At 65.3% G+C, this 25,506-nt stretch carries 23 protein-coding genes, 5 tRNA genes and 2 pseudogenes; 15 read left to right on the forward strand and 15 right to left on the reverse strand.

Annotated features, from left to right (window positions below):
• Positions 1-25: 25 nt before the first annotated feature.
• Entirely contained in the window at positions 26-709 is a 684-nt protein-coding gene (locus tag FA90_RS03725; protein WP_036166073.1) for a hypothetical protein, read from the reverse strand.
• A gap of 108 nt (positions 710-817) precedes the next feature.
• On the opposite strand from FA90_RS03725, the pseudogene FA90_RS03730 reads away from it, so the two are divergent.
• Both FA90_RS03730 and tssA read left to right on the forward strand, forming a co-directional pair.
• A pseudogene (locus FA90_RS03730) lies at positions 818-1,363 on the forward strand (AAA family ATPase); the annotation flags it as partial.
• 25 nt (positions 1,364-1,388) lie between these two features.
• Positions 1,389-2,417 carry a type VI secretion system protein TssA gene (tssA, locus tag FA90_RS03735; RefSeq protein ID WP_036166079.1) on the forward strand — a complete coding sequence of 343 codons (1,029 nt, stop codon included), beginning with the start codon at positions 1,389-1,391 and terminating at the stop codon, positions 2,415-2,417.
• Between the two features lie 7 nt (positions 2,418-2,424).
• Here the strand turns inward: tssA and FA90_RS03740 are convergent, their stop codons facing one another.
• Positions 2,425-3,021: a phasin family protein gene (locus FA90_RS03740; RefSeq protein WP_081933622.1), complete on the reverse strand. Its 597-nt coding sequence runs from the start codon at positions 3,019-3,021 to the stop codon at positions 2,425-2,427.
• Positions 3,022-3,099: 78 nt separating this feature from the next.
• Positions 3,100-3,315: a hypothetical protein gene (locus tag FA90_RS25470; protein ID WP_156116571.1), complete on the reverse strand. Its 216-nt coding sequence runs from the start codon at positions 3,313-3,315 to the stop codon at positions 3,100-3,102.
• A 116-nt stretch (positions 3,316-3,431) separates the two neighbouring features.
• Between FA90_RS25470 and cueR the strand changes: the two genes are divergently transcribed.
• Both cueR and FA90_RS03750 read left to right on the forward strand, forming a co-directional pair.
• On the forward strand, positions 3,432-3,824 hold the full coding sequence (gene cueR / locus FA90_RS03745) for a Cu(I)-responsive transcriptional regulator (protein WP_036173977.1): 393 nt from the start codon (positions 3,432-3,434) through the stop codon (positions 3,822-3,824).
• Positions 3,825-3,866: 42 nt separating this feature from the next.
• Positions 3,867-4,736: an alpha/beta hydrolase gene (locus tag FA90_RS03750; protein WP_036166082.1), complete on the forward strand. Its 870-nt coding sequence runs from the start codon at positions 3,867-3,869 to the stop codon at positions 4,734-4,736.
• Between the two features lie 89 nt (positions 4,737-4,825).
• Here the strand turns inward: FA90_RS03750 and FA90_RS03755 are convergent.
• The 4 genes from FA90_RS03755 to FA90_RS03770 form a co-directional block, all read right to left on the reverse strand.
• Positions 4,826-4,910 (reverse strand) — tRNA-Leu (locus FA90_RS03755).
• Between the two features lie 47 nt (positions 4,911-4,957).
• A tRNA-Leu gene (locus FA90_RS03760) sits at positions 4,958-5,042 on the reverse strand.
• Positions 5,043-5,089: 47 nt separating this feature from the next.
• Positions 5,090-5,174 (reverse strand) — tRNA-Leu (locus tag FA90_RS03765).
• A 50-nt stretch (positions 5,175-5,224) separates the two neighbouring features.
• Positions 5,225-5,309: transfer RNA gene (locus FA90_RS03770), tRNA-Leu, on the reverse strand.
• A gap of 465 nt (positions 5,310-5,774) precedes the next feature.
• On the opposite strand from FA90_RS03770, the pseudogene rnr reads away from it, so the two are divergent.
• The 4 genes and pseudogenes from rnr to FA90_RS03795 form a co-directional block, all read left to right on the forward strand.
• Positions 5,775-7,989, forward strand: a pseudogene (gene rnr / locus FA90_RS03775) (ribonuclease R); the annotation flags it as partial.
• Positions 7,990-8,888: 899 nt separating this feature from the next.
• Entirely contained in the window at positions 8,889-9,635 is a 747-nt protein-coding gene (gene rlmB / locus FA90_RS03785) for a 23S rRNA (guanosine(2251)-2'-O)-methyltransferase RlmB (RefSeq protein ID WP_036166088.1), read from the forward strand.
• A 129-nt stretch (positions 9,636-9,764) separates the two neighbouring features.
• Positions 9,765-10,502 (forward strand): serine O-acetyltransferase, encoded by a 738-nt coding sequence (cysE, locus tag FA90_RS03790; RefSeq protein WP_036166091.1) that lies wholly within the window; start codon positions 9,765-9,767, stop codon positions 10,500-10,502.
• Between the two features lie 49 nt (positions 10,503-10,551).
• A complete protein-coding gene (locus tag FA90_RS03795; RefSeq protein WP_036166094.1) occupies positions 10,552-11,256 on the forward strand; it encodes a YceH family protein in 705 nt (234 codons plus the stop codon).
• A gap of 44 nt (positions 11,257-11,300) precedes the next feature.
• Here FA90_RS03795 and FA90_RS03800 read toward each other — a convergent pair whose 3' ends face one another.
• The 7 genes from FA90_RS03800 to FA90_RS03830 all read right to left on the reverse strand — a co-directional run bounded on the left by FA90_RS03800 (position 11,301) and on the right by FA90_RS03830 (position 16,563).
• Positions 11,301-12,173, reverse strand: coding sequence for a hypothetical protein (locus tag FA90_RS03800; protein ID WP_051971377.1), 873 nt, complete (start codon positions 12,171-12,173; stop codon positions 11,301-11,303).
• Position 12,174: 1 nt separating this feature from the next.
• On the reverse strand, positions 12,175-13,194 hold the full coding sequence (locus FA90_RS03805) for a hypothetical protein (RefSeq protein WP_051971378.1): 1,020 nt from the start codon (positions 13,192-13,194) through the stop codon (positions 12,175-12,177).
• Positions 13,191-14,060 (reverse strand): ABC transporter ATP-binding protein, encoded by an 870-nt coding sequence (locus FA90_RS03810; protein WP_036166096.1) that lies wholly within the window; start codon positions 14,058-14,060, stop codon positions 13,191-13,193. Before FA90_RS03810 ends, FA90_RS03805 begins: the two co-directional genes overlap by 4 nt.
• Positions 14,057-14,431 carry a GntR family transcriptional regulator gene (locus tag FA90_RS03815; protein ID WP_036166099.1) on the reverse strand — a complete coding sequence of 125 codons (375 nt, stop codon included), beginning with the start codon at positions 14,429-14,431 and terminating at the stop codon, positions 14,057-14,059. The genes FA90_RS03810 and FA90_RS03815 overlap by 4 nt, the downstream gene beginning before the upstream one ends.
• A 175-nt stretch (positions 14,432-14,606) precedes the next feature.
• Positions 14,607-15,386, reverse strand: a complete 780-nt coding sequence (locus FA90_RS03820; RefSeq protein WP_036166102.1) for a UDP-2,3-diacylglucosamine diphosphatase — start codon at positions 15,384-15,386, stop codon at positions 14,607-14,609.
• A gap of 21 nt (positions 15,387-15,407) precedes the next feature.
• The gene (locus tag FA90_RS03825) at positions 15,408-15,902 is read right to left on the reverse strand and encodes a peptidylprolyl isomerase (RefSeq protein ID WP_036166103.1); all 495 of its coding nucleotides are present in this window, start codon (positions 15,900-15,902) and stop codon (positions 15,408-15,410) included.
• Between the two features lie 58 nt (positions 15,903-15,960).
• The gene (locus FA90_RS03830; protein WP_036166105.1) at positions 15,961-16,563 is read right to left on the reverse strand and encodes a peptidylprolyl isomerase; all 603 of its coding nucleotides are present in this window, start codon (positions 16,561-16,563) and stop codon (positions 15,961-15,963) included.
• A gap of 216 nt (positions 16,564-16,779) precedes the next feature.
• Between FA90_RS03830 and cysS the strand changes: the two genes are divergently transcribed.
• From cysS to FA90_RS03860, 6 genes are all read left to right on the forward strand, one after another.
• The gene (gene cysS, locus FA90_RS03835) at positions 16,780-18,228 is read left to right on the forward strand and encodes a cysteine--tRNA ligase (RefSeq protein WP_036166108.1); all 1,449 of its coding nucleotides are present in this window, start codon (positions 16,780-16,782) and stop codon (positions 18,226-18,228) included.
• Positions 18,229-18,244: 16 nt separating this feature from the next.
• Positions 18,245-18,934 carry a DNA-3-methyladenine glycosylase gene (locus FA90_RS03840; protein WP_036166110.1) on the forward strand — a complete coding sequence of 230 codons (690 nt, stop codon included), beginning with the start codon at positions 18,245-18,247 and terminating at the stop codon, positions 18,932-18,934.
• Positions 18,935-19,116: 182 nt separating this feature from the next.
• On the forward strand, positions 19,117-20,097 hold the full coding sequence (locus tag FA90_RS03845; RefSeq protein WP_036166111.1) for an acetyl-CoA carboxylase carboxyltransferase subunit alpha: 981 nt from the start codon (positions 19,117-19,119) through the stop codon (positions 20,095-20,097).
• A gap of 59 nt (positions 20,098-20,156) precedes the next feature.
• Complete coding sequence (gene tilS / locus FA90_RS03850; protein WP_081934037.1) at positions 20,157-21,542, forward strand: tRNA lysidine(34) synthetase TilS; 1,386 nt, start codon at positions 20,157-20,159, stop codon at positions 21,540-21,542.
• Between the two features lie 153 nt (positions 21,543-21,695).
• Positions 21,696-22,943, forward strand: coding sequence for an aspartate kinase (locus FA90_RS03855; protein WP_036166113.1), 1,248 nt, complete (start codon positions 21,696-21,698; stop codon positions 22,941-22,943).
• A 100-nt stretch (positions 22,944-23,043) separates the two neighbouring features.
• Positions 23,044-23,136, forward strand: a tRNA-Ser gene (locus tag FA90_RS03860).
• 287 nt (positions 23,137-23,423) lie between these two features.
• On the opposite strand, the gene FA90_RS03865 is transcribed toward FA90_RS03860, so the two are convergent.
• A complete protein-coding gene (locus tag FA90_RS03865) occupies positions 23,424-24,383 on the reverse strand; it encodes an AraC family transcriptional regulator (RefSeq protein WP_051971382.1) in 960 nt (319 codons plus the stop codon).
• A 121-nt stretch (positions 24,384-24,504) separates the two neighbouring features.
• Between FA90_RS03865 and FA90_RS03870 the strand changes: the two genes are divergently transcribed.
• Complete coding sequence (locus FA90_RS03870; protein WP_036166115.1) at positions 24,505-25,380, forward strand: SDR family oxidoreductase; 876 nt, start codon at positions 24,505-24,507, stop codon at positions 25,378-25,380.
• Positions 25,381-25,506: the final 126 nt, after the last annotated feature.

A 25,506-nucleotide genomic window follows, 5' to 3' on the forward strand; every position in this document is an offset into this window, starting at 1 on the left:
TGCAGCCCGTGGCTTTTGCGGCGCATCAGGGCCGCATTGGTGTGTGCGGGGCGCAGGGTTGGTCGCCGCAACCGGCATCGGGAGCGCCGTCGCGCCCGTTGGCAGCATGCTGCATGATGGCCGAGATCAAGGCGACGTCGGTGTCCACGGCAGCGGGATCGGCTGTGGTCCGGCTCGCGCCGGCACGTCGTTTCGCGGCCGGATGCGCTGCGCCGTGCACGGCAGCGACGCCGGTCCGGCCCGGCTCGCGCAGCAGCGCCGCGCGAGTCGTGGGCGCGTGTTGTGGCGCTGGCGCGCTGTGCGGCGCGGGATGTGATGCCGCATGTGGCGCGTCGGGCAGCGCCGCGGCTGCCAGGGCCGGTTCGGCATTGGGGCCGGACAGGGACGGCAGGTTGACGATGGTCGCGCCACCCGATGGTGCGTGCGGCGCGGCCGGCTGCGCCACCGCGGCGGCGGCGGGTGCGCTGCCCTGCGCCGGCATGCTGCCGGCCGCTGTCACGGGCGGCGCCGGCAGCGCCAGCGCGACCACCGGCTGTTGCACGGGCGCCGGATCGTGCGCCAGCCACGCCAGCGCACCCACCAGCGCACAGCAGAGCAGCCCGCCCGCGCCGCACCACAGCAGCGTGCGCCGGGCTGGCGGACGCGCGCCCAGGCCGTCGAGCATCGCCAGGATGTTGACCTCGCCGGACGAGCGGCGTGACGAGCTCATCAGGTTTGGACGTCTGGAGCCGGGTTGATCTTCGTCTGTAGGGCGCACGGTACTCCTCCTAATATTGGCAGGTTACTTCCAATTAGAAACAAATTGGAGAATCCGATGCTGAGCTTCCAGGTGTTCGACAAGGGCGTGCTGGACGACGCCGAAGGGCGCCAGATCGATTTTCGCAACACGATCATCATCCTGACCTCCAACATCGGTTCGAGCCAGATCATGCACGCCTGCCTGAACAAGACCCCTGGCGAGCGCCCGACCCCGGACGGCTTGGCCGAGATCATCCGCCCGAGCTTGATGAAGCACTTCAAACCGGCCTTTCTCGGGCGCTTGACGGTGGTGCCGTTCTATCCGATCGACGATACGGTGCTGTCCGACATCATTCGCCTCAAGCTCGAGCGCATCAAGCGGCGCGTGTTCGACAACCACCAGGCCGCGTTCGACTACGACGACGCGCTGGTGGCGGCGATCCTGGCGCGCTGCACCGAGGTCGACTCCGGTGCGCGCAACGTCGACACCATCCTCAACGGCACGCTGCTGCCCGAAATCGCCGATTCGGTGCTGGCGCGCATGGCCGAGGGCGGGGCGGTCAAGCGGGTCAAGGTCGGCGCGACCCGCGCCGGCAAGATCAAGTACGCGGTCGAGCCGGCTTGAACCTCGATCGACGAAGGAGACGAGCATGCTGAACCTGGAAGCATTGCTGGCGCCGGTGAGTGCGCAGCAGCCCTGCGGCGAGGACCTCGCGTTCTCGAGCGAAGTCGACGCCATCGCGCGCGCGCGCCAGGCCGACGACCCGTCGATCGAGCAGGGCGCCTGGGTCACCGACCTGAAGGAAGCCGACTGGAAGTTCGTGGCGCGAAGCTGCGCCCAGCTGATCGAAAAGCGCAGCAAGGACCTCCAGCTGGCGGTGTGGCTGGCCGAAGCGAGCGTGCGTACCGGCGGCCTGCGCGCCTTCGGCGACAGCCTGGCCCTGATCGCGCTGCTGTGCGAGCGTTACTGGGATGGCTTGTATCCGCTGCCGGACGAAGATGGCGTCGAGCGCCGCATCGGCAACCTGGCCTGGGTGGCCTCGCGTATCGCGCCATGGCTGCGCGAGGTGGCGCTGACCGAAGGGCCGAAGGGCTACGCGCTGCGCGACTTCGACGTCGCGCGCATGCACGGCGGCGAGCAGCTGGCCAAGCTGGAAGCGGCGCGCGCGGCCGGTTCGGCTGCGTTCTGGGAAGGGATGCTGCGCGACGCCGAGTTCTGCGCCGGCGCGATCGAACAGCTGGAAAAGAGCGTCGACGCGCGCCTGGGCGCGGATGGGCCGAGCTTCAGCGCCGCCAGGTCGGGCCTGGAGAGCGTGCTGCTGTTCATCAAGCCGGAGATCAAGCAGGCCTCCGGCGCCGGATCGGGAGCTGCACCTGTGGCCAAACCCGCCATGGACGGCGTGCTGGCTGGCGGTCAGGTTGCAGTCGTGCCGGGCTCGGCTGCAGGTGCGATCGCGATGCACGGCCAGGCACTGGACCGGGTCCAGGCGCTGGCCCAGCTGCGCGCGGTGGCGGCGTTCTTTCGCCGCACCGAGCCGCACAGTCCGGTTGCCTACCTGGCCGACAAGGCCGCCGCCTGGGGCGAGCAGCCACTGCACGTGTGGTTGCGCGCGGTGATCAAGGACGACGCCTCGTACGCCCACATCGAGGAGATGCTGGGCGTGGCGCCGAAGTCCTGACCCCGGTTCAGGCGGCCGGGCCTGAGCCGCCCGACGCCGGCGCCTGCGCAGCGCCCGGCATCGGGAAACCGCCGCCCTTGCCCACCTGGGCGGTGGCCTGCGCGACCTGTTCCTCGACGCGGCGCATCGCCTCGCGCGTGGACTGGGTGACCTGCTCGTAGCCGCGGAAGGCGTTGTCGATCGCGGCCTTGATGATCTCGAGCGCGTTTTCCTGGCCCGGCTTGACGTTCTGGGTGACGTCGTAGATCAATGCCGACAGCGTGTTCTTGGCTTCGCTCAGGTGGGTGTCGGCGGCCTGCTGGAAGTCTTTCTGGATGTCGGCGATGATCTGGCGCATCTGCTCGCCGTAGGCGGCGGCTTGCGCCATGCCCGGCTGCATGTTGGACGACACCGTGTCCATGGCCGCCTTCGGGTCCTGGGCCTGGCTCATCTGGCGGCCCGCGGCGAGCGTGCCTTCCATCGTGCTGCGGGCGGTCTGCAGGTTCAGCGCGACGACTTGCTCGACGCCCTGCACGGCCTTGCTGGCCAGTGCGTTGAAGGTCTGCATCTGCAGGTCGAACAGCGTTTTTGTGGCGGATGCGAATTGCTCGGGATTCGTGAACATCGATTTCTCCTCGGTGAAATTGCTGGGGCCTGCCGACTGCGTCTCCTGCCTGGTTCTGTTATTGCAACGATTCCAACATTATTTGCCAACGATGCGTCTTTCGCAATGGGCGTCACGATACGGTCCGCTGGCCTGCTCCCAGCCGGGCCCGAGCGAGGTCTGCGCGCAGACCAGGCGAGCATCGATCTTGCTGCGCCATTGATACCAAGGGGCGGGCGCGGCGTCGAGTACGGCGGGCAGGGCGAGTGCGCAGGCCAGCAGGCAACGCGGTTCGAGCAGGGCGGCAAGTCTCATCGTCCGCCGAGCTTAACCGCTTGGCGACGCAAGTCAAGCGTGCCGACCTGATCTTGCATAAAGCGGAACCGTGTATGCTCGCGCAAAAGACTGATGGAGCACAGATGACCGCAACCTTGAACATCGGCGAGGCGGCCAAGGCCTCGGGCGTGACGGCCAAGATGATCCGCCACTATGAATCGATCGGCCTGTTGCCGGCGGCGCGCCGCAGCGACGCCGGTTACCGCATGTACGGCGACCAGGACGTGCGCGTGCTGCAGTTCATCCACCGCAGCCGGGCGCTCGGCTTTTCGCTGGAACAGATCGCCAACCTGCTGGCGCTGTGGCAGGACAAGGCGCGCGCCAGCGCCGACGTGCGGCGCCTGGCGCGCCAGCACATCGACGAACTCGACCGCAAGATCGCCGAGCTGGAATCGATGAAGCGCACCCTGGCCAGCCTTGCCGATTCCTGCCACGGCGACGGGCGTTCCGATTGCCCGATCCTGGACGACCTCGCCGCGCACGGATGAGTTGTGTTGTAATGGCAAATTATTCACTTCACGTTGCCGTCGATGCCTTCACGCTACTTGCTGCCCGCGCTCGCGGGCACGTCCCTGCTGCTGTTGCTGGCCGCCGCCGGCGTCTGGCTGGCCGGTTCTTCCCTGATTGCCGTCACGCCGCGTCCGGTCGAACTGAGCGGGATGGATGCCCAGACCCTGTCGCTGCCCATCCCCGGCGGCCATACCGTGCAAGGCTCCTTCCTGCCCGGCAGCGGCGCCGGCGCGGTGCTGCTGCTGCACGGCATCCACGGCGACCGGCGCGACATGGCCACGCGCGCCCGCTTCCTGCATGCGCAGGGTTATGCGGTCATGCTGATCGACTTGCCGGGCCAGGGTGCGAGCACGCTCGATGCGGTCACCTTCGGGCTGCATGAAGCGCAAGGGGTGCGCGTTGCGCTGGAAAAGCTGCGCCAGCTGGCGCCCGGGCAGCGCGTCGGCGTGATCGGCGTGTCGCTGGGGGCGGCGTCGCTGGTGCTGTGCCGCGATTGCGCGCCGGTCGACGCGGTGGTGCTGGAATCGATGTACCCGACCATCGAGGACGCGGTCGCGGACCGGCTGCGCATGCGCGTCGGGGCGATCGGGCGTCCGTTGTCGCAGCTGTTGCTGTGGCAGCTGCCGCTGCGTCTGAATATCCAGCCGGCGCAGCTGCGCCCGATCGAGCGCATCGCCGGCTTGAACGCGCCTGTGCTGATCGTGGCCGGCAGCGCCGACCGTCACACGACCCTGCCGGAAACCGAGCGGCTGTACGCGGCTGCGCGCGCACCGAAGTCGCTCTGGGTCGTCGATGGCGCCGTCCACGAGAACCTGTACGCGTATGCGCCGCATGAGTATGAACGGCGCATCGGCGGTTTCCTGGCGCAATGGCTGCGGGCAGGTGGGTGAAGAAACGCAAAACGCCGCAATCCTTTTGCAAAGATTGCGGCGTTTTGCGCCGATGACAAACTCGGTGATCTGTACGATCCGGTAGCTTTTGGTGCCCACGGAGGGACTCGAACCCCCACACCTCGCGGCACATGGACCTGAACCATGCGCGTCTACCAATTCCGCCACGTGGGCATATCAACTGCTCAACACTGCTTCTACTGCTGTACTACGGTAGCTTCTGGTGCCCACGGAGGGACTCGAACCCCCACACCTCGCGGCACATGGACCTGAACCATGCGCGTCTACCAATTCCGCCACGTGGGCATATCAACTGCTCAACACTGCTTCTACTGCTGTACTACGGTAGCTTCTGGTGCCCACGGAGGGACTCGAACCCCCACACCTCGCGGCACATGGACCTGAACCATGCGCGTCTACCAATTCCGCCACGTGGGCATATCAACTGCTCATTTACCGCCAACCACCACTACCGCATCAAGATCGCTTGGTGCCCACGGAGGGACTCGAACCCCCACACCTCGCGGCACATGGACCTGAACCATGCGCGTCTACCAATTCCGCCACGTGGGCAATCTTGCTGCTTTGCTGCCAAAACTCGACGTCGCCGCCGAATTCCGCTACGATAGCAGGCTTTGTCGTTTTGCGCTAGACCAACTTTCGTTTGCCAGCGCCCGGCATCGCCCATCGACTCTTCGTCGCCGGCTGTGCCGTTTTCGAAGAGAGCGAAAGTATAGCGGATGCATGGCAAATGTCAAAGGGCTACAGCGACCGATTGCGTCGGCCGCGTTCGCCCCCATATCGGTTCCATGAAATTTCGCGCGAATTTGCGCGTGACATTGCAAACGCGCGGCATGCGCTACGACACGCTTGGCAGCGCCGGTTAGGCGAATCGCCCGGTCCTCCGTTACACTATGGGCGTCAAGGTGTCAATCCAACAAGTTGCCAACGAGTTGCATTAACGAATCCATGCACGCCAGCGTGCCGGCCCTCGGCCCCGCAGGCCTTGCTCAACGCAGTCCAGGACAAGAAAACGATTTGAAGCACCCAACTTACACCATCCCCAGCCGCGAGGAGATTCTCGGCGTATTCCGCGAAGCCGGCCGCCCGCTCGACAGCGCCGCCCTGGCCCGCACCCTGCAGGTCGATCCCGAAGCCGAAGGCGTGCTGTCGCGCCGCCTCAACGCGATGGAGCGTGACGGCCAGTTGCGCGCCAGCCCCGGCGGCGAGTATGCGCTGACCGATCACTCGAGCTTCATCGCGGGCCGCGTCAGCGCCCACCGCGACGGCTTCGGATTCGTGATCCCGGACGAGGGCGGCGACGACCTGTTCCTGCCCGATAAGGAGATGCAGAAGGTCCTGCACGGCGACCGCGTGCTGGCACGCGTGGTCGGCACCGACCGGCGCGGGCGCTCCGAAGGCACCATCGTCGAGGTGGTCGAGCGCGCCAACACCCACATCATCGGCCGCCTGCTGAACGAAGACGGCGTCTGGAAGGTCGCGCCCGAAGACCAGCGCATCGGCCAGGACGTCCTGGTGGCCGGTTCGCCCGGCAAGGCCAAGGCCGGCCAGGTGGTCAGCATCGAGCTGGTCGAGCAGCCTTCGCGTTTCAAGCAGCCGACCGGCAGGATCGTCGAGGTGCTGGGCGAGCTCGACGACCCCGGCATGGAGATCGAGATCGCCGTGCGCAAGTTCGGCGTGCCGCACATCTTCTCGCAGGCCGCGGTCAAGCAGGCCAACAAGCTGCCCAACGAGGTGCTGGCGGGCGACCTCAAAGACCGCGTCGACCTGCGCGACGTGCCGCTGGTGACCATCGACGGCGAGGATTCGCGCGACTTCGACGACGCCGTCTACTGCGAACCGGTCAAGATCGGCCGTACCAACGGCTACCGCCTGCTGGTGTCGATCGCCGACGTCAGCCACTACGTCAAGCCCAACGACGCGCTCGACGGCGACGCGCTCGAGCGCTCGACCTCGGTCTACTTCCCGCGCCGCGTGATCCCGATGCTGCCCGAGAAGCTGTCCAACGGCCTGTGCTCGCTGAACCCGGCCGTCGACCGCCTGTGCCTGGTGTGCGACATGGTGATCACCGCCGCCGGCGAAGTCACCGCCTACCAGTTCTATCCGGCCGTGATGCACTCGGCCGCACGCCTGACCTACAACGAGGTCGCTGCGATCCTGGGCAACACGGGTGGTCCGGAAGCCGGCCGCCGGCCTGGCATCGTGCCGCACCTGCAGCACCTGAACGAGGTGTTCCGCGCGCTGCTGCAGGCGCGCCAGAAGCGCGGTGCGATCGATTTCGAGACCACCGAGACCTACATCGTCTGCAATGCCATGGGCAAGATCGAGAAGATCATCCCGCGCACCCGCAACGACGCCCACCGCCTGATCGAGGAATGCATGCTGGCCGCGAACGTATGCGCGGCCGACTTCCTGATCCGCCACGACCAGCCGAGCACCTTCCGCATCCACGCGGTGCCGACCGAAGAGAAGCTCAACCAGTTGCGCACCTTCCTCAAGCAGGTCGGCTTGAACCTGGGCGGCGGCACCACGCCGCAGGCGCGCGACTACGCCGAGCTGATGGAGCGCATCAAGGAGCGTCCCGACGCGGCGCTGCTGCAGACCATGCTGCTGCGTTCGATGCAGCAGGCGGTCTACAGCCCGGACAACGTCGGCCACTTCGGCCTGGCGTACGAACATTACGCCCACTTCACCAGCCCGATCCGGCGCTATCCGGACCTGCTGACCCACCGCGCCATCAAGGCGGTCCTGAAGGGCAAGAAGTACGAGCCGACCGACATCGACCTGTCGAAGCTGAACACCACGATCTCGAAAGCGGCGCGCAAGCAGGCCGCCAAGGACCAGGCCAACGGCAAGCAGAAGGATCCGAAGGACCTGACGATCTGGGACGCCCTCGGCGTGCACTGCTCGGCCAACGAGCGGCGCGCCGACGAAGCCTCGCGCGACGTCGAGAACTGGCTCAAGTGCTACTACATGCAGGACAAGCTGGGCGAGGAATTCACCGGCGTGATCGCGGGCGTGACACCGTTCGGCATCTTCGTGCAGCTCGACGAGCTGTTCGTCGAAGGCCTGGTGCACGTCACCGGCCTGGGCCAGGATTATTTCGAGTACGACGAAGCGCGCCATGAACTGCGCGGCAAGAACAGTGGCCAGGTGTACCAGCTGACCGGCCGCGTGACCGTGCAGGTGGCGCGTGTCGACCTGGAGGCGCGCAAGATCGACTTGGTGCTGGCCCAGCCCAAGCAGGAAGAATCGATCCCGGCGCCGCTCGAACGCGCGCGCGCGGCCGCGCTCGAGGCGCTCGAGCCGAAGCCGCCGCGCAAGCGCAACCGCAACAAGAAAAAAGGCCAGCGCCAGGAACCGGCGCCGGCACAGGACGGCACCTTGACCTGGCCGCTGCCGGTCGATGACGGCGATGCTGCGCTGGACCAGGCAGCCGGCGCCAGCGACGAAAGCCCGGACGACGTGGTGTTCGTGCCGCCGTCGCGCAGCAGCCGCCGCCGCAAGGCCAAGGCGCAGCGCGCGGCCGATGCGCGTGCGGCGAAAGCCGAAGCGGCGGAAGCAGCCGCGGCGCAGCCGGCCGAGGTTGCGGCTCAGCCGGTTCCGGAGCCCGCCGTGCAGCCGGCCGTGGCGCCGGTTGTCGAGCCGATCGTTGTCGAGCCGACCGCAGCGCCGGTCCTTGAGCCGGTTTCGGCAGCGGCGCCGGCCGAACCGGCGCCGAAGAAGAAGCGGGCTGCCAAGAAGGCCGTTCCGGACGTTCCGGCTCAGGCGCCTGAGTTCGTGCCTGAGCCGGTACCTGAGCCGGTGCCTGAGCCGGTGCCTGAGCCGGCACCCGCGCCGGCGCCCGAGCCGACTGCGGCCGAACCCGCGCCCAAGAAAAAGCGCGGCGCCAAGGCGGCAGCGCAAGCGACGGTGGCCGAACCCGTCGCCGAGCCGGCCGCCCAGCCGGTCGCGGCACCGGTCGTCGAGTCCATCGCTGTATCGGATGCGCCGGTCGTCAAGAAGCCGAAGAAGACCTCCGCCAAAAAGGCGGCAAAACAAGCCGACGCCCAGGAAGGCGTCGTCGCAGCCGAGCCGGCGTCCGCGCCGGTCGAGGCACCCAAAACCAGAAGAAAGAGCAGCAAGTAACAGATGAAAAATAAAATGATTTTCGGCTTCCACGCCGTGACCTCGCGGCTGCGCCACGAGGCCCAGTCGGTGGAAGAGATCTTCGTCGACGCCGGACGCCAGGACCGCCGCATGCAGGACCTGATCGCCAACGCCAAGGCGGCCGGTGTGCGCGTGATGCCGGTCGAGGCCGAGCGCCTCGACAAGATCGTCGGCACGCGCCGCCACCAGGGCGTGATCGCCTTCGCCAGCCAGCTCTCGCTCGCCCGCAACCTGGACGAGCTGCTGGACGCCGTCGACGGTCCGCCGCTGCTGCTGATCCTGGACGGCATCACCGACCCGCACAACCTGGGCGCCTGCCTGCGCGTGGCCGACGGCGTCGGCGCGCACGCCGTGATCGCGCCGAAGGACCGTTCGGTCGGCCTGAACGCCACCGCCGCCAAGGTCGCCAGCGGCGCCGCCGAGACCGTCCCGTACATCACCGTGACCAACCTGGCGCGCACCATGCGCGACCTGAAGGAGCGCGGCATCTGGCTGATCGGCACCTCGGACGACGCCGACAAGGGTCTGTACCAGGGCGACTTCACCGGCCCGACCGCGCTGGTGATGGGCTCGGAAGGCGAGGGCATGCGCCGCCTGACGCGGGAGACCTGCGACATGCTGGTGTCGGTCCCGATGTTCGGCTCGGTCGAGAGCCTGAACGTGTCGGTGGCCTCGGGCGTGTGCCTGTACGAGGCGCGCCGCCAGCGCCTGGCGGCCGAGCCGCAGTAAACGTCGCCGCTTGCAATCGAACGCCGGTGCATCGTCGCCGGCGTTTTTTTTGTCTACAGGAATCAAAGGTCGGCCAGCAGGCGTCGCGCGAATCGGCTACCATGCTGCCTTATTGGCATCGTATCGATCATGTTTTCCAGACTGCGCGAAGATATCCGAAGCATCATCGAGCGCGATCCCGCGGCGCGTAACGCGTGGGAGGTGCTCACCTGCTATCCCGGCCTGCATGCGGTCGTCATGCATGGCTGGGCGCACGCCTGCTGGCGCGCCAATTTCAAATGGCTGGGCCGCTTCATCTCTTACCTGGCGCGCATCGTCACCGGCATCGAAATCCACCCCGGCGCGACGATCGGCCGGCGCGTGTTCATCGACCATGGCTTCGGCGTGGTGATCGGCGAGACCGCCGTGGTCGGCGACGACTGCACCATCTACCAGGGCGTGACCCTGGGCGGCACCACGCTGGTGGCCGGCACCAGGCGCCACCCGACGCTCGAGCGCGGCGTGATCGTCGGCGCCGGCGCCCAGGTGCTGGGCGCGTTCACGGTCGGCGAATACGCCAAGGTCGGCTCGAACGCGGTCGTGGTCAAGCCGGTCCCGGCCGGCGCCACCGCGGTCGGCAATCCGGCCCACATCGTGCGCAAGGAAGACCAGTCGCGCAGCGCGCGCATGTTCGCGGCCTATGGCGTGACCCCGGACGGCGACGACCCGCTGTCCAAGGCGCTGCGCAACCTGATCAACCACGTGGCCCAGCAGGACGAGCAGATCGAGCGCCTGTGCGCGACGCTCAAGGCCAACGGCATCGCCTGCCGCGGCATCGAGGAAGACGACAAGCTCGACCAGGCCAGACTGAACCGTCTTGTAGAATAGCGCCGTTTCCTGTTTCACCCGCCTCACCAGCCTCGCCAAAGGACCGACCATGCAAGACGACATCCCGGGCGCCTTCGACCCGGCCTCCGACCTCGACCCGCAGGAAATCCGCGTACTCGGGGTGCTTGCCGAAAAAGAAGCGCTCACGCCCGACAACTATCCGATGTCGCTGAACGCGGTCATGAACGGCTGCAACCAGCTGTCCAGCCGCGATCCGGTCATGCAGATGCCCGAGGACGTCGTGCACGACACCCTGCAGCGCCTCATGCAGCGCAAACTCGTGAACGGCATCTCGCAGGCCGGCGCGCGCGTGGTCAAGTACGAGCACCGCATGCGCATCAAGTGGTCGCTCGAGCAGGACAAGCTGGCCGTGCTGGCCGTGCTGATGCTGCGCGGTCCGCAGACCGCCGGCGAGATCCGCACGCGCAGCGGCCGCCTGCACGAGTTCAAGTCGGTGGCCGAGCTTGACGCCGCGCTGCAGTTCCTGATCGACAAATACCCGCCGCTGGTGGTGCGCCTGGAGCGCCTGGCCGGCGCCAAGGAGTCGCGCTACGCCCAGCTGCTGGGCGGGCCGGTCGCGCTCGCACCCGAGCCTGCGGGTGCAAGCGCGGGTGCGCTCGGGAGCGCAAGCGCAGGCGCAGGCGCGCCGGCGGGCGGGCGCGTCGGCCAGCTGGAGCAGGAAGTGGCTGCCCTGCGCGCCGAAGTCGACGAACTCAAGGCGCAGTTCGCGGCGTTCCGCCAGCAGTTCGAATGAAACCATTCGAATGAACGCCGGCGGCGCTGACTGTCCGCGGCCGGTCAGTTGTCTTGTTTGGCACGCGCGTCGGCCAGCGCGGCGGTTGGCGCTGGCGGTGCGGGTTCCTGCGCGTACGTCAGCTCGACGATCGCGTCATTGCTCCAGCTCGGGTCCGACAGCGGCACGCTGAATCGATGGCCGCCGGCCTTGAGCGGCAGACGGCGTTCGCCTTCGCGCAGCGTCGCCGCCTGCAGTGGGGCGCCGCTCGATACCGGCCAGTAGCGCGCGTCGCCGAACTTGCTCTTGGGGTCGCCATTGAACCAGCCGCACCAGTCGCGCGACAACAGCAGGCCGTCGATCGTCATCACCCAGAAGAACGGGATTTCCGCTTTGGCGATCGCAACCTTGACCAGGCATTCGAGCCGGATGTCGCCCAGGCGGCGCTGGCTGTCCGGCAGGCCCGGCGTGCGCACGTCGGGTTCGATGCGGACCTGGCGCTTCTTGCGGTTCAGCTCCAGTTCCGCCTTGGCGTCCCACGCGGCCTGGCTGCGCGGGATCGCGAGGCGGCCGTCGCTGCCCAGCTCGAGCGGGAGGTTGAAGTCGTCCGCCGTCAGCCGGACTTTGGGCAGCTCGCCGGCGAGCGGGGTGCCGTCGGGGCGACTGGCCAGGAACAGCAGCCTGGGCACCGCTGGAGCGAGTGCGCGGTGCGCATCGAAGCTGTCCAGGCCGGCCACGATCGCGCGGTAGGCGCGGATTTCCGGATTCTTCAAGGCGTTCACGTGCACCACCCCCTCGCGCTTGGCGCCCGGGGCGACGTCCTGCGTGCCCGCTGGAGCGTCGGCCTGGGGCGCCGGTGTGTCCTGGACCTGGGCCTGGGCCGCGCCGCCGACCGTCAGCGCCCAGGCGAACAGCCAGCTTGCCTGGCGGGTGCGCATGTCAGCCCTCGTCGCGCCAGCGGCGCATGCGCATCGCACCGTAGATCATCGCCGCGCCGGCCAGGGCGCCGGCCACGGCGTCGACGCTGGCCAGGCTGCCCCAGGACTGGACGAACACGCTGCCGATGTCGATGCCATTGTCGGCGTGCGGCACGCCGCCCGGCACCACGCCGGGGTAGGCGTACCAGATGCCGGGGACGATGCCGGTGAGCAGGCGCGTCACCACGTCCGACACGATCCGCGCCAGCTCGAACTCGGTCCCCGAGATGCGCGTCATCGCGGCATTGATCCACTTGGCCACGATCAACGCCACGGCCGGTGCGCCGACCGCCCACATGAACGGTTTGGTGCGCGCCCAGCTCGAGACCAGCAGCAGCCAGCCGACGGTCGGCAGCGCCCACACGATGTACACCGGCAGCAGCGCGACCACGCCGAGCGGCGCCAGGTAGAAGTCGCGTGCGCCGAACACCACGCCGAACAGGTTGACCCCATTGGCCGACAGCGCGGCGCAGGCAACCAGCACCAGCAGCAGCGCCGCCGCCACCCCGAGTGCGATCGCGATCAGCGGCGCCACGCACAGCGCGGTGACCAGCTTGGACGTTACCGTCATCGCGTCCGACACCGGCAGCGACTTCCAGAACAGGATGCTGCGGTCGCGCCGCTCGTCGTACAGCGTGCCCAGGCAGTAGGAAAAGACCACGAAGACCAGCAGGATGATCGGCGGCGCGGCTGCGACCAGGTACAGGCCGGAGGCGATCTTGGCGGCCACCGGGCGCAACTGCTCGCCGGCCGCGGCCAGCGTGCCTTGATCCACCAGATGGCCGTTGATCCACACGTGGTGCGGCACGCCATGCACGGCCAGGCCGTAGCCGAATGTCGAGCCGAACAGCACCACGATCACCGCGGCGACGATCAGCGGTGCCCAGAACATCGAGCCCTTGTACTCCCAGAACTCGCGCTGGAGCAGCCAGCGCATGGTGTTCGACGTCTGCGCGGTCGGTTTCATGTTGGCGGTGTTCATGCGTAGCTTCCTTTCATGGTCGCGACGAACAGGTCGGCGACGCTGGGGTTGCGGGTTTCGCCGAGGGCGGCGAGCTGCTGGCGCGTGACGCCGCCGGGGCCGGCGTCGAACAGCATCACGGCCTTGCCGAACACGGTGCGGCGGTCGATCGGCTGCAGCGCGTTGGCGGCGCTCAGCTTGTCCTGCGAGACCATCACCTCGATGTAGCGCTCGCCGATTTCTTCCATCGACGCGGCCAGCACGACCTTGCCGTCGCGGATGAACATCAGGTCGGTCAGGATGTGCTCGACTTCCTCGACCTGGTGGGTGGTGATGACGATGGTCTTGTTCTCGTCAAAATAGTCTTCCAGCAGGTTCTGGTAGAACTGCTTGCGGTACAGGATGTCCAGGCCCAGGGTCGGCTCGTCGAGCACCAGCAAACGCGCGTCGATCGCCATCACCAGCGCCAGGTGCAGCTGGACGATCATCCCCTTCGACATCTCCTTGACCTTCATGCGCGGGCTCAGGCGCGTGTTGGCGATGTAGCGCTCGGCCTTGGCGCGGTTGAAGCGCGGGTGCACGCCGGCCACGAAGTCGATCGCATCCTTCACGCGCAGCCAGCGCGGCAGGATCGCGACGTCGGCGATGAAGCACACGTCCTGCATCAATTCGTCGCGCTGGGTGCGCGGGTCCAGGCCCAGCACCGACAGCTGGCCGTCGAACGGGATCAGGCCGAGCGCGGCTTTGAGCGTGGTGGTCTTGCCCGAGCCGTTCGGCCCGATCAGGCCGACGATGCGCCCGGCCGGGATGTCGAAGTCGATGCCGTCGACCGCGGTGCGCTTGCCGTAGCGCTTGGTCAGCCCGCGGGCCGAGATCACGGGGCTCATTGATGGCCTCCGTTGCGCTCGCGGGGCGCTCGCATCAGCTGTTCCAGGTTCAGCCCGAGCTGGCGGATGCGCTCCAGCAGCGCCGGCCATTCTTCGCTCAGGAAGCGTTCGCGTTCGCTGGCGAGGAGTTTTTCGCTCGCGCCTTCGGTGACGTACATACCGATCCCCCTTCGTTTTTCTACTAAGTTATCGTCGACCAGTTCCTGGTAAGCCTTGGACACCGTGATCGGGTTGAGCTGGTACTCGGCGGCGATCTGGCGCACCGAGGGCAGTGGATCGCCCGCTTTCAACGCGCCGTCGAGCATCATGCCGATCACCTTGTCTTTCAGTTGCCGGTAGATCGGCGTGTTGTCATTCCAGCCGATCGCCATGGCCGGCCTCTTGGGTCTGGTTCGCGGTTTGCTGAGTCATTGCCTACCCTCCTTGGGTGGTGTATTGCAGTGGTGTTGTAGTTAAGTATAACACCGGCGTAGCCGCGGTCAATACGGAGCAGGCGGCTGCCTACCTGATACTTCTGCTAGGTAAAGGAGTGTCGAGCGCGGACGCTCAAAGCAGGTTGCCGCTCAGGTCGTGGCGCGTGAGGTTGCCTCGATGGTCGAGCGCGATCCAGCCGCCGCGCGCCGGCTCGAGGTCGAGCTCCCAGTCGGGCAGCACGAAGCGCCGCCGGCCCGTGACTGCATCGAGGTGCAGGGCAGGGCGGTGCGTGTGGCCATGGATGATGGTGTCGGCGCCGCTGGCATCGAACAAGGCCGCCACCGCGGTCGGCGCCACGTCCATGATGTCATACGATTTTTCGGCATGCGTCGAGCGGCTGCCTTCGCGCAGGCCGGCGATGATCGCCTTGCGCTGGGCTAACGGCATGGCCAGGAACTGCGCCTGCCAGGCCGGCTCGCGCACCTGGGCGCGGAAGGCCATGTAATTGACGTCGCCGGTGCATTCGGCGTCGCCGTGCACCAGCGCGATCGTGTGTTCGCCTGCCTGCAGCACGGTCGGCTCGCTCAGCAGCGTCAGCCCGGCCGCCTCTGCGAAGGCTTGGCCCGCGAGGAAATCGCGGTTGCCGGCCATCCAGTAGACCTGGACGCCGGCATCGGCCAGCGTGCGCAGGGCGCCAGCGACCTGCGCATTGAAGGGGTCGGCGAGATCGTCGTCGCCGGCCCAGTACTCGAAGATGTCGCCGAGCAGGTAGAGGCGCTCGGCGTGGATCGCGCGCCCGGCCAGGAAAGCGAAGAACGCTTCGGCCGTGCGCGGATGGGCTTCCTGCAAATGCAGGTCCGAGATGAACAGCGCAACCAGGGGCGAACGCGCGCGCGCGGAATCAGAAGTCATAAGAGCCGCGCGCCACCGTCATTACTGGACGACTTCGACTTTCTCGATGATGACCGGATCGGCCGGCACGTCCGAGTGCATGCCGGCGCGCGAGGTCTTGACGTTGTTGATCTGGTCGACCACGTCCTGCCCTTCGACGACCTTGCCGAACACGGCGTAGCCCCAGCCGTCCTGGCCCGGGTAGTTCAGGAAGTCGTTGTTCTTGGTGTTGATGAAGAACTGGGCCGATGCCGAGTGCGGGGCCATGGTGCGCGCCATCGCGACCGTGTACTTGTCGTTCTTGAGGCCGTTCTTGGCTTCGTTTTCCACGGTCTGGTCGGTGTCCTTCTGATTCATGCCCGGCTCGAAGCCACCGCCCTGGATCATGAAGTCCTTGATGACGCGGTGGAAGATGGTGTTGCTGAAGTGGCCCTTGTTCACGTAGGCCAGGAAGTTGGCAACGGTCTTCGGCGCCTTGGCGTCGTCGAGTTCGACCTTGATGTTGCCCTTGTTGGTGGTCATGAGTACGGCGGTCATAGGAGGTCCCTTATGGTTGGGGCGCCTGCGGGCGCCCGGGGTTTATATGAATAGTTCGCTATTTTACCGCCTTGTCCTCTTTGAGGAGCGTCGCGGACTTGATGATGACCGGCGTGACGGGGACGTTCTGCATTCCGTGGATGTCGTCCACCAGCACGCCCTTGATCTTGTCGACCACTTCCTGGCCCTTCACGACCTTGCCGAACACCGTGTAGCCGCCACCCATGTTCGGGTAGTCCAGGCCGGGGTTGTCGACCGTGTTGATGAAGAATTGCGAGGTGGCCGAATCCGGATTGGCTTCGCGCGCCATCGCGACCGTATAGACGGTGTTCGACAAGCCATTGTTGGATTCGTTCTTGATGGGCTTGCGCACCGCGCGGCCATGGAATTTCTCGTCCATGCCGCCGCCCTGGATCATGAAGTCGCTGATCACGCGGTGGAAGATCGTGCCCTTGTAGAATCCTGATTTGACGTACTGCAGGAAGTTGTTCACGGCGATCGGCGCCTTTTCCTGGTTCAGCTCCAGCACGATCTCGCCCATCGAGGTTTTCAGCGACACTTGCGGATCGGCGGCCCAGGCATTCACGGCGAAGGCCATCGCGGCGACGGCGGCGGAGAATCGGATCGCCAGGCGGGCGCCGGGCTGTTTCAGGGTGTGCATCGTGGCTTCCTCTCGGTGGATAAAACGCAAAGTGATGTCAAGGGTTTTGCAGAAAAATAAACCTGGGGCAGATGCGGCCAGTCAGGATTTTATCAATGCTATACTTCGCGACGGACCACCGATTTTATCAAAAAAGAACAAAAATGGTCCTGAAGCACTGGGCGCTTCCCCAATCCGTCCCGAGCTTCATGCTCCAACCCTCAAGCAAACCATCCGATGAGCCAACTCAAGATTTACAACACGCTCGCGCGTGACAAGCAGGATTTCGTTCCCATCCAGCCCGGCAAGGTCAACATGTACGTGTGCGGGATCACGGTCTACGATTACTGCCACGTCGGTCACGCCCGGATGATGATGGCGTTCGACGTCATCTATCGCTGGCTCAAGACCTCGGGCTATGAGGTCAGGTATGTCCGCAACATTACCGACATCGAAGACAAGATCATCAAGCGTGCGGTCGAGAACAAGGAAACGATCACCCAGCTGACCACGCGCTTTATCCAGGCCATGCATGAGGACAGCGATGCGCTCGGCATTCTGTCTCCGGATTTTGAACCGCGCGCGACCGAACACGTGCCGCACATGCTGTCGATCATCGACAAGCTGGAACAGAAGGAACTGGCCTACCAGGGCGAGGACGGCGACGTGAACTATGCCGTGCGCAACTTCCCCGGCTACGGCAAGCTGTCCGGCAAGTCGCTCGACGACCTGCGCGCCGGCGAGCGCGTCGACGTCAATACCGGCAAGCGCGATCCGCTCGACTTCGTGCTGTGGAAAGCGTCCAAGGAAAACGAACCCGACGAAGTGAAATGGGATTCGAAGTGGGGCAAGGGCCGTCCGGGCTGGCACATCGAGTGCTCGGCCATGTCGTGCGCGCTGCTGGGCGAGCATTTCGACATCCACGGCGGCGGCGCCGACCTGCAATTCCCGCACCACGAGAACGAGATCGCGCAATCCGAAGGCGCCTTCGGGCCCTTGATGGCGCGCTACTGGATCCACAACGGCTTCGTGCGCGTCGATAACGAGAAGATGTCCAAGTCGCTGGGCAATTTCTTCACGATCCGCGACGTGCTCAAGAAGTACAAGCAGCCCGAAGTGGTACGCTTTTTCATCGTCCGCGCCCACTACCGTAGCCCGTTGAATTACTCGGACGCCCATATCGACGACGCCAAGGGTGCGTTGACGCGCCTGTACACGGCGCTGTCCGAAGTCGACACCGGCGCGGAAGCAGTCGAGGTCGACTGGACCGAGACGCATGCGCAGCGCTTCCGCGACGCGATGAACGACGATTTCAACACACCGCTGGCAGTGGCTGAGCTGTTCGATTTGGCCTCCGAGGTTAACCGGACGGGATCGGTGGAGGCTGCGCGCCAGCTAAAGGCGCTTGGTGGTGTGCTTGGCCTTCTTCAAGACATCCCGCGTGACTTCCTGCAGGGTCGCCGGACAGTGCATGCAACGGCAAATATGACGGGAGTGTCCGCATTGGCAGCTGCCGGAACAGTAACCTCGGAAGAAGATCGTATTAACGACGCCATCGCGCGCCGCGCCGCTGCCAAGAAGGCGCGCAATTTCCAGGAAGCCGACGCGATCCGCGCCGAGCTCACGGGCGCCGGCATCGTCCTCGAGGACAAGCCCGACGGCAGCACCAACTGGCGCCGCGCCTGAGTCGCGGCGCATCGGCATGGCACTTTCCAAGGACCTCATGGGCGCCGCTTCGTCACTTTCCGGCGACCAGCCCGGCAATCCGGACGCGCAGCCTTGGCTGCCGCCGTACTGGGCGGAGGCGAAGGCCGAGCTGATGCGGCGCGACCGCATCATGAACAAGCTGATCCCGCAATTCGGCGACCTGCAGCTGCACGGCCATCCGGACCCGTTCACGACGCTGGCGCGCTCGATCGTCGGCCAGCAGGTCACGGCCAAGGCTGCCGAGCTGGCCTGGCAAAAGCTGCGCACGCTGTGCCCGAAGATGACGCCGGCACAGGTGATCAAGGCCGGCGCCGGCGAGTTGTCCGGCTGCGGCCTGTCCAAGCGCAAGACCGAATACATCCTCGACTTGGCCGACCATTTCAAGGCCAAGCGCGTGCATGCCGACCAGTGGTCGGAAATGGATGACGAAGCCGTGATCGCGGAGCTGGTCCGGATTCGCGGCATCACCCGCTGGACAGCCGAGATGTTTTTGATATTTAATCTGCTCAGGCCGAACGTGCTGCCGCTCGACGATGCCGGCCTGATCCAGGGCATCAGCCAGAACTATTTTTCCGGAGAGCCAGTCTCGCGCAGCGATGCGCGCGAGGTCGCGGCCAACTGGGAGCCCTGGCGCACAGTTGCCACATGGTATTTGTGGCGTAGTCTGGACCCGATTACCGGTTAAAATAGCCGTTTTCAAAGGGCCTTGGAAAACCTACTGCGCGTTGCATTTCCGTTCTGCGATGCTCGCCGTACCGTAAGTACGGCTGCGCTTCTCTAACGGAACTGCCGCCGCTCGCTACGGTTTTGCAAGGCCCTCGGCGCCGCATGACGATTTCCGCGGCCACGAACAAACCCGGAGGACCAATGAGTAAAACAACTTTCCTCAGTTTTGAACAGCCGATCGCCGAGCTGGACTCCAAGATTGAAGAGCTTCGCTTCGTGCAAGACGATTCGGCCGTCGACATCTCGGAAGAGATCGACCGCCTGGCCAAGAAGAGCCAGCAACTGACGAAAGACATCTATGCCAAGCTGACCCCGTGGCAGGTTTCGCAGATCGCGCGCCATCCGCAGCGTCCGTACACGATGGATTACGTGAACGCGATCTTCACCGACTTCCACGAGCTGCACGGCGACCGCACCTTCGCCGACGACCAGTCGATCATCGGCGGCCTGGCGCGTTTCAACGGCCAGTCGTGCATGGTCATCGGTCACCAGAAGGGCCGCGACACCAAGGAGCGCGCGATGCGCAACTTCGGCATGCCGCGTCCGGAAGGCTATCGCAAGGCGATGCGCCTGATGAAGCTGGCCGAGAAATTCAACTTGCCGATCTTCACTTTCGTGGACACCCCGGGCGCCTTCCCCGGCATCGACGCGGAAGAGCGCGGCCAGTCGGAAGCGATCGGCCACAACCTGTACGTCATGGCCGAGCTGAAAGTGCCGCTGATCGCCACCATCATCGGCGAAGGCGGTTCGGGCGGCGCGCTGGCGATCGCCGTCGGCGATGCCGTGCTGATGCTGCAGTACTCGACCTACTCGGTCATCTCGCCGGAAGGCTGCGCCTCGATCCTGTGGAAGACCTCGGAACGCGCGGCCGAAGCCGCCGACGCGCTGGGCCTGACCGCGCATCGCCTGAAAGCGATCGGCCTGATCGACAAGATCGTCAGCGAGCCGCTGGGCGGCGCCCACCGCGACCCGGCCGCCATGGCCCAGGGCCTCAAGCGCGCGCTGGCCGACACCCTGCGCCAGTTCCAGGGCATGAAGACCAAGGACCTGCTGGAAGCCCGTCACGCCAAGCTGATGGCTTACGGTAAGTTCAAGGAAACCCTGCCGCGCGAAGAAGAGTGAAGCAAGTACATCGCGGACCGGGCGCAGCGTCCGGTCCGGCTGCAGACCTTGCAGCCCACATCGCGCCAGCACTCGATGCTGTGCGCGATTCGTTTTTTCAGGACCGCCAACCGTCGATCGCGGTCGCCCTGAGCGGCGGCCTCGATTCGATCGTCCTGCTGCGTCTCGCGCACGGGTACGCGCACGCGCGCGGCCTGGACCTGTTCGCCTTCCACGTCCACCACGGCCTGAGTCCGAACGCCGATGCGTGGCGCGCGCATTGCGCCGCGGCCGCCGCCGAACTCGGGGTGCCGTTCGACGCGCGCGCCGTCACGGTGGAGAAGGGCGCCAGCGGCATCGAAGCGGCCGCGCGCAAGCGACGCTATGCCGCGCTCGGCGAGATGTCCAGAGTCCACGGCGCCACGCTGCTGCTCACCGCCCACCATCTCGACGACCAGGCCGAGACCGTGCTGCTGCAGCTGCTGCGCGGCTCCGGCCCGGCGGGCCTGTCCGGCATGGACGCGGCCAACCGCGCGCCGACGCTGCTCGGCGACGACCATCTGGTGATGGCGCGTCCGCTGCTGCAGGCGACGCGCGCATCGCTGGAGGCGTACGCCGAAGGGCAGGGCGTCGCCTGGGTCGAGGACGAATCGAACGTCGATCCGCGCTACGCCCGCAACGCCTTGCGCCACACGGTGATGCCGGCGCTGTCCCGGGCCTTCCCGGGCTTCCAGCATCGTCTGGCGCGCGCCAGCGGGCATATGCAATCGGCCCAGCGCCTGCTCGACGAGTTGGCCGAGCAGGATCTGGCGGCCTGCGTGCACGTCGACGGCGCCATCGAATCCGTTGAGCTGGGCTACCTGCGCGGACTCTCGAGCGATCGCGTCAACAACCTGCTGCGCCGCTGGTTTTCGCGCCGCGGTCTTGCGATGCCGTCTGCCGCATGGCTGGAGCAGATGGTCGCCCAGCTGTTCAACGCGCGCGAGGACGCGCAACTGCTCGTCAACCATCAGGAAGTCGAGGTGCGGCGCCACCGCGACCGGCTCTACCTCGTGCCGCACCAGCGCGACCTGGCCGGCATGCGCGACCCGGACGACGAAGGCCTGATCGTCAAGCACGCCCAGGCCTTCACCTGGCGCGGCGAAGCCAGCCTGGCTTTCCCGGATTACGGCGGCGTGCTGCATTTCGATCGCGCCGGGAGCGGCTTCGATCCGGCCTGGCTGCAGGCTCGGCCGCTCGAGATCGACTTCCGCAAGGGCGGCGAAAAACTGAAGCTGGCGCCGAACCGCCCGCGCCGCATCCTGAAGCACCTGTACCAGGCGGCGGACGTGCCTGCCTGGGAACGCATGCGCCTGCCGATCGTCAGCAGCGGCTTCGAACTCCTGTTCGCGGCCGGAGTCGGCATGGATTGCCAGCGCCTCTCGGACGGCCCGGATCGTATCGCGCTGCGCTGGGAGGTCGTCTAGCAAAGCCGGAGGCGCTGTCGGGAATATGACATCTTTGCATTACCATATTCCGATTCGGTATAGGATTATCCGCTTGGCGTCTTGAGATTCTGCAGCGCAGCATGTAGAGTTCAAGGCTCAATTGATTTTTTACAAGCGGAAATCCCCACTGTCATGGCTTTAATAGTCCACAAATACGGCGGGACGTCGATGGGTTCGACGGACCGAATCAAGAATGTCGCGGCCCGTGTCGCCAAATGGCATGACGCCGGCCACCAGGTCGTGGTTGTCCCGTCGGCGATGTCGGGCGAAACCAACCGTCTGATCGCGCTGGCCAAGGAAATCATGGCCCAGCCCGATCCGCGCGAACTGGACATGATCGCCTCGACCGGCGAGCAAGTCTCGGTCGGCCTGCTGGCGATGGCGCTGCTGGCGCGCGGCAAGGACGCGGTGTCGTACACCGGCTGGCAGGTGGGGATCAAGACCGACTCGGCATTCACCAAGGCGCGCATCCAGTCGATCGACGACACGCGCGTGCGCAACGACCTGGCCGCCGGCAAGATCGTGATCATCACCGGCTTCCAGGGCATGGATGAACAGGGCAATATCTCGACGCTGGGCCGCGGCGGCTCGGATACCTCGGCGGTGGCGATCGCCGCCGCGCTGAAGGCCGACGAATGCCTGATCTACACCGACGTCGACGGTGTCTACACCACCGACCCGCGCGTGGTCGACGAGGCGCGCCGCCTGTCCAAGATCACGTTCGAGGAAATGCTGGAGCTGGCCTCGCTGGGTTCGAAAGTGCTGCAGACCCGCTCCGTCGAATTCGCCGGCAACTACCGCGTGCCGACACGCGTGCTGTCGTCGCTGACCGATCCCCTGATGCCGCTGGAAGAAGAAGCCAACTCGGGTACCCTGATTTCGTTTGAGGAAGAAAGCAACATGGAACAAGCCGTCATCTCGGGCATCGCCTTTCACCGCGATGAAGCCAAAATCACCGTCCTGGGCGTGCCGGACAAGCCGGGCGTCGCGTACCACATCCTGGGTCCGGTGTCGGACGCCAACATCGAAGTCGACATGATCATACAGAACGTGTCGGTCGAGGGTAAGACCGACTTCACGTTCACGGTGTCGCGCAACGACTACCAGCGCGCCCTGGCCGTGCTGGAAGCCAACAAGGAAAGGCTGGGCTTCACCCGCCTGCTTGGCGACGCCAAGGTCTCGAAGGTGTCGGCCGTTGGCGTGGGCATGCGCAGCCACGTCGGCGTCGCCTCGAAGATGTTCCAGACGCTGGCCGACGAGGGCATCAACATCATGATGATCTCGACCTCCGAGATCAAGATTTCGGTACTGATCGACGAGAAGTATATGGAGCTGGCCGTACGCGCCCTGCATAAAGCGTTTGATCTGGAGAAAGCTTAACTTTTTCTAAAAAAAATGGCCGCGCTTCCTTGACCAAATTAAGTGTGGCTATTAATATGCGTGCACTCAGCGACAACGAGAAGCACTGTTGAAGTTGATTGGAGACGTGGCCGAGTGGCCGAAGGCACATCCCTGCTAAGGATGCATATGGCTTATACCCGTATCGTGGGTTCGAATCCCACCGTCTCCGCCAAGTTTCAGACAAAAAAGCCGTCGCAAGACGGCTTTTTTGTTTTCCGCGGCCGGGCAGGCGAGCAGGGCGACAGTTCGCCCTGCAGGTGGGATTCGAAGCCGCGCGCCTGCAAGCGCGCGGGCGGTCCGCGGCATGTGGACGAATCCCACCGTCTCCGCCAAGTTTCAAACAAAAAAGCCGTCGCAAGACGGCTTTTTTGTTTTCCGCGGCCGGGCAGGCGAGCAGGGCGACAGTTCGCCCTGCGGGTGGGATTCGAAGCCGCGCGCCTGCAAGCGCGCGGGCGCGCATCACCACATGATCGTATGGCCTTGTTGCAGAGGTCGAGCGAGCGCTTGAGCGCTCTGGTGGTCCTGACCGTATCGTCGCGGCGAGTAGCCCATCTGGCGCTTGAAAGTCGCACAGAAGGCGCTTTCCGACTCGTATCCGAGCGCGTGCGCAACAGTGGCGATGGAATCGCGGGCGTGCACCAGTCTGTCGGCAGCCAGGAGCATACGCCAGCGGGTAACGTATTCCATCGGCGTGACGCCAACGGCCCGTTTGAACTTCAACGCAAAGGTCGAGCGCGACATGCCGGCACGGCGCCCGAGCTCACTCAGTGTCCAGCGGTAGGCAGGTGCGAGGTGGACGGCCTCGATGGCTGCGCCCAACTGCTGGTCTGCCAGTGCAAAAAGCCAACCCACCCCGCTGGCGTCACTGCTTGTCATGTACAGCCTGAGCGCCTGCACCAGCATGACATAGGCAATTTGCTGCGCGATCAAGAAGCTGCCTGGCTCTGCTTCGCGCTGCTCCAGCATCAGGCGGTCGAGCGCCCACCGCATTGCTGTTCGGTCAGATTCCTTGCGTAGCAATACAACGGGAGGAAGCATCTGTAGCAGCACGCCCGCATGCCGGCCAGCGAACGTGAAATGCGCGCCAACGGTCATGCAACTCCCGCCGCCGTTCACAGTCCGTACGGTTCCCTGCATGGGTACGCGCACGAGCGAGGCGGCATCAACCGGAGGCAGTGCCAGGTCGCTGGCCAGCCGGAAGGGGCGGCCATGTGGCAACAGGATGCAATCACCGGCCTCCAAGCGCTGCGGATCAGGCACGCCGTCGACCATCAACCAGCAAGCGCCAGCGATGATGGCATATAGCTTCATTCCGTCGTGCGCAGCGAATTGCAAAGCCCAATCGCCGCCTTGGTCGAGGCCGCCCGAGAAGAAACTACGCGGCCGAAGGAATGAGAGTACTTCAGATAAGGGATCCATGTTCGGACGATCGCGACAAACATATGGATTCTACAGCATGGATCGTCTCACTTGAGCGCCATACAATGCTTTCATCCCAGCGCAACGGCGTACTGGATATCCTTAAAACAAGGAACTCATCATGCGTATTTTCATGACCGGTGCGACCGGCTTCATCGGTTCACGCGTTGTCCAAGACCTGCTCGAGGCAGGCCATCAGGTACCCGGACTCGCCAGGACCGACGACGCTGTGCTCGCCCTTGCGGCTGCCGGTGCGCAAGCGCTGCGCGGTGACCTGACGGACTTGATCAGCCTGCGTCGCGGTGTCGCCGACTGCGATGGCGTGATCCATACCGCTTTTGTCCACGAGGATATGAGCAGGTTCAAGCAAGCCTGTGACATCGACCTCAATGCGATCAATGCCATGGCTGAGGCACTGGCAAGGACTAACCGTCCGCTGGTGGTTACCTCCGGCACAGCAGCCCACACAGAAGACCTTGCGGCGCCTGTCGGGAGCATCGCAGTGCCGCGTATGTCAGAACAGGCAGCAACAAAAGCCGTGGCACAGCAAATGCGGGCATCGATAGTGCGCTTGCCGCAAGTGCACGACCGCAACAGGCAAGGGCTGGTGAGCTACCTGATCGCCTTGGCCCGTGCAAAAGGGATGTCAGCCTACATCGAAGAGGGTATGAACCGTTGGCCGGCCGTGCATCGCTCCGATGCAGCATTGCTGTATCGCCAAGTACTTGAATACGGACTCGCCGGCGCGCGCTACCATGCAGTTGCTGAAGAAGGCGTTACGCTGCGTGCAATTGCTGAGGCAATCGGGCGGCGCCTCGGCGTGCCGGTGGTCTCGCTGTCACGCGAAGACGCCGGCGACCACTTCGGCTGGCTGGCCTTTTTCGTCGGGCTCGACATGCCCGCATCGAGCGCACTGACGAGGGCGCGCCTCCATTGGCGGCCCAAGCAAGCCGACACCATGATCGAAGATAGAGAAAGTAGCAGCGCAAGAAAGTAGCAGCGCATTTGACGGTCGCGTGCAATCCGCGGGTAGCAGGTAGACTGCAACGTCAATTTTCGACCGTACCGGACATCGCTGGTTGTGCTCGATAACCGATCATGGCTAAGCTTTTGCTACCCTTAT

Source organism: Massilia sp. 9096, from assembly GCF_000745265.1.
In the GTDB taxonomy this organism is placed as follows: domain Bacteria; phylum Pseudomonadota; class Gammaproteobacteria; order Burkholderiales; family Burkholderiaceae_D; genus Telluria.

Excerpts from the sequence above, each read along its gene's own strand:
- FA90_RS03750 (WP_036166082.1), top strand. The coding sequence starts at position 3,867 with ATGCCTTCACGCTACTTGCTGCCCGCGCTCGCGGGCACGTCCCTGCTG.
- tssA (WP_036166079.1), top strand. The coding sequence starts at position 1,389 with ATGCTGAACCTGGAAGCATTGCTGGCGCCGGTGAGTGCGCAGCAGCCC.
- FA90_RS03805 (WP_051971378.1), bottom strand. The coding sequence starts at position 13,194 with ATGAACACCGCCAACATGAAACCGACCGCGCAGACGTCGAACACCATG.
- FA90_RS03815 (WP_036166099.1), bottom strand. The coding sequence starts at position 14,431 with ATGGCGATCGGCTGGAATGACAACACGCCGATCTACCGGCAACTGAAA.
- FA90_RS03845 (WP_036166111.1), top strand. The coding sequence starts at position 19,117 with ATGAGTAAAACAACTTTCCTCAGTTTTGAACAGCCGATCGCCGAGCTG.
- cysS (WP_036166108.1), top strand. The coding sequence starts at position 16,780 with ATGAGCCAACTCAAGATTTACAACACGCTCGCGCGTGACAAGCAGGAT.
- FA90_RS03800 (WP_051971377.1), bottom strand. The coding sequence starts at position 12,173 with ATGCGCACCCGCCAGGCAAGCTGGCTGTTCGCCTGGGCGCTGACGGTC.
- FA90_RS03725 (WP_036166073.1), bottom strand. The coding sequence starts at position 709 with ATGAGCTCGTCACGCCGCTCGTCCGGCGAGGTCAACATCCTGGCGATG.
- FA90_RS03865 (WP_051971382.1), bottom strand. The coding sequence starts at position 24,383 with ATGGATCCCTTATCTGAAGTACTCTCATTCCTTCGGCCGCGTAGTTTC.
- FA90_RS03820 (WP_036166102.1), bottom strand. The coding sequence starts at position 15,386 with ATGACTTCTGATTCCGCGCGCGCGCGTTCGCCCCTGGTTGCGCTGTTC.
- FA90_RS03830 (WP_036166105.1), bottom strand. The coding sequence starts at position 16,563 with ATGCACACCCTGAAACAGCCCGGCGCCCGCCTGGCGATCCGATTCTCC.
- FA90_RS03740 (WP_081933622.1), bottom strand. The coding sequence starts at position 3,021 with ATGTTCACGAATCCCGAGCAATTCGCATCCGCCACAAAAACGCTGTTC.
- FA90_RS03855 (WP_036166113.1), top strand. The coding sequence starts at position 21,696 with ATGGCTTTAATAGTCCACAAATACGGCGGGACGTCGATGGGTTCGACG.
- FA90_RS03825 (WP_036166103.1), bottom strand. The coding sequence starts at position 15,902 with ATGACCGCCGTACTCATGACCACCAACAAGGGCAACATCAAGGTCGAA.
- FA90_RS03810 (WP_036166096.1), bottom strand. The coding sequence starts at position 14,060 with ATGAGCCCCGTGATCTCGGCCCGCGGGCTGACCAAGCGCTACGGCAAG.
- cysE (WP_036166091.1), top strand. The coding sequence starts at position 9,765 with ATGTTTTCCAGACTGCGCGAAGATATCCGAAGCATCATCGAGCGCGAT.
- FA90_RS03795 (WP_036166094.1), top strand. The coding sequence starts at position 10,552 with ATGCAAGACGACATCCCGGGCGCCTTCGACCCGGCCTCCGACCTCGAC.
- FA90_RS03840 (WP_036166110.1), top strand. The coding sequence starts at position 18,245 with ATGGCACTTTCCAAGGACCTCATGGGCGCCGCTTCGTCACTTTCCGGC.
- FA90_RS25470 (WP_156116571.1), bottom strand. The coding sequence starts at position 3,315 with ATGAGACTTGCCGCCCTGCTCGAACCGCGTTGCCTGCTGGCCTGCGCA.
- rlmB (WP_036166088.1), top strand. The coding sequence starts at position 8,889 with ATGAAAAATAAAATGATTTTCGGCTTCCACGCCGTGACCTCGCGGCTG.
- FA90_RS03870 (WP_036166115.1), top strand. The coding sequence starts at position 24,505 with ATGCGTATTTTCATGACCGGTGCGACCGGCTTCATCGGTTCACGCGTT.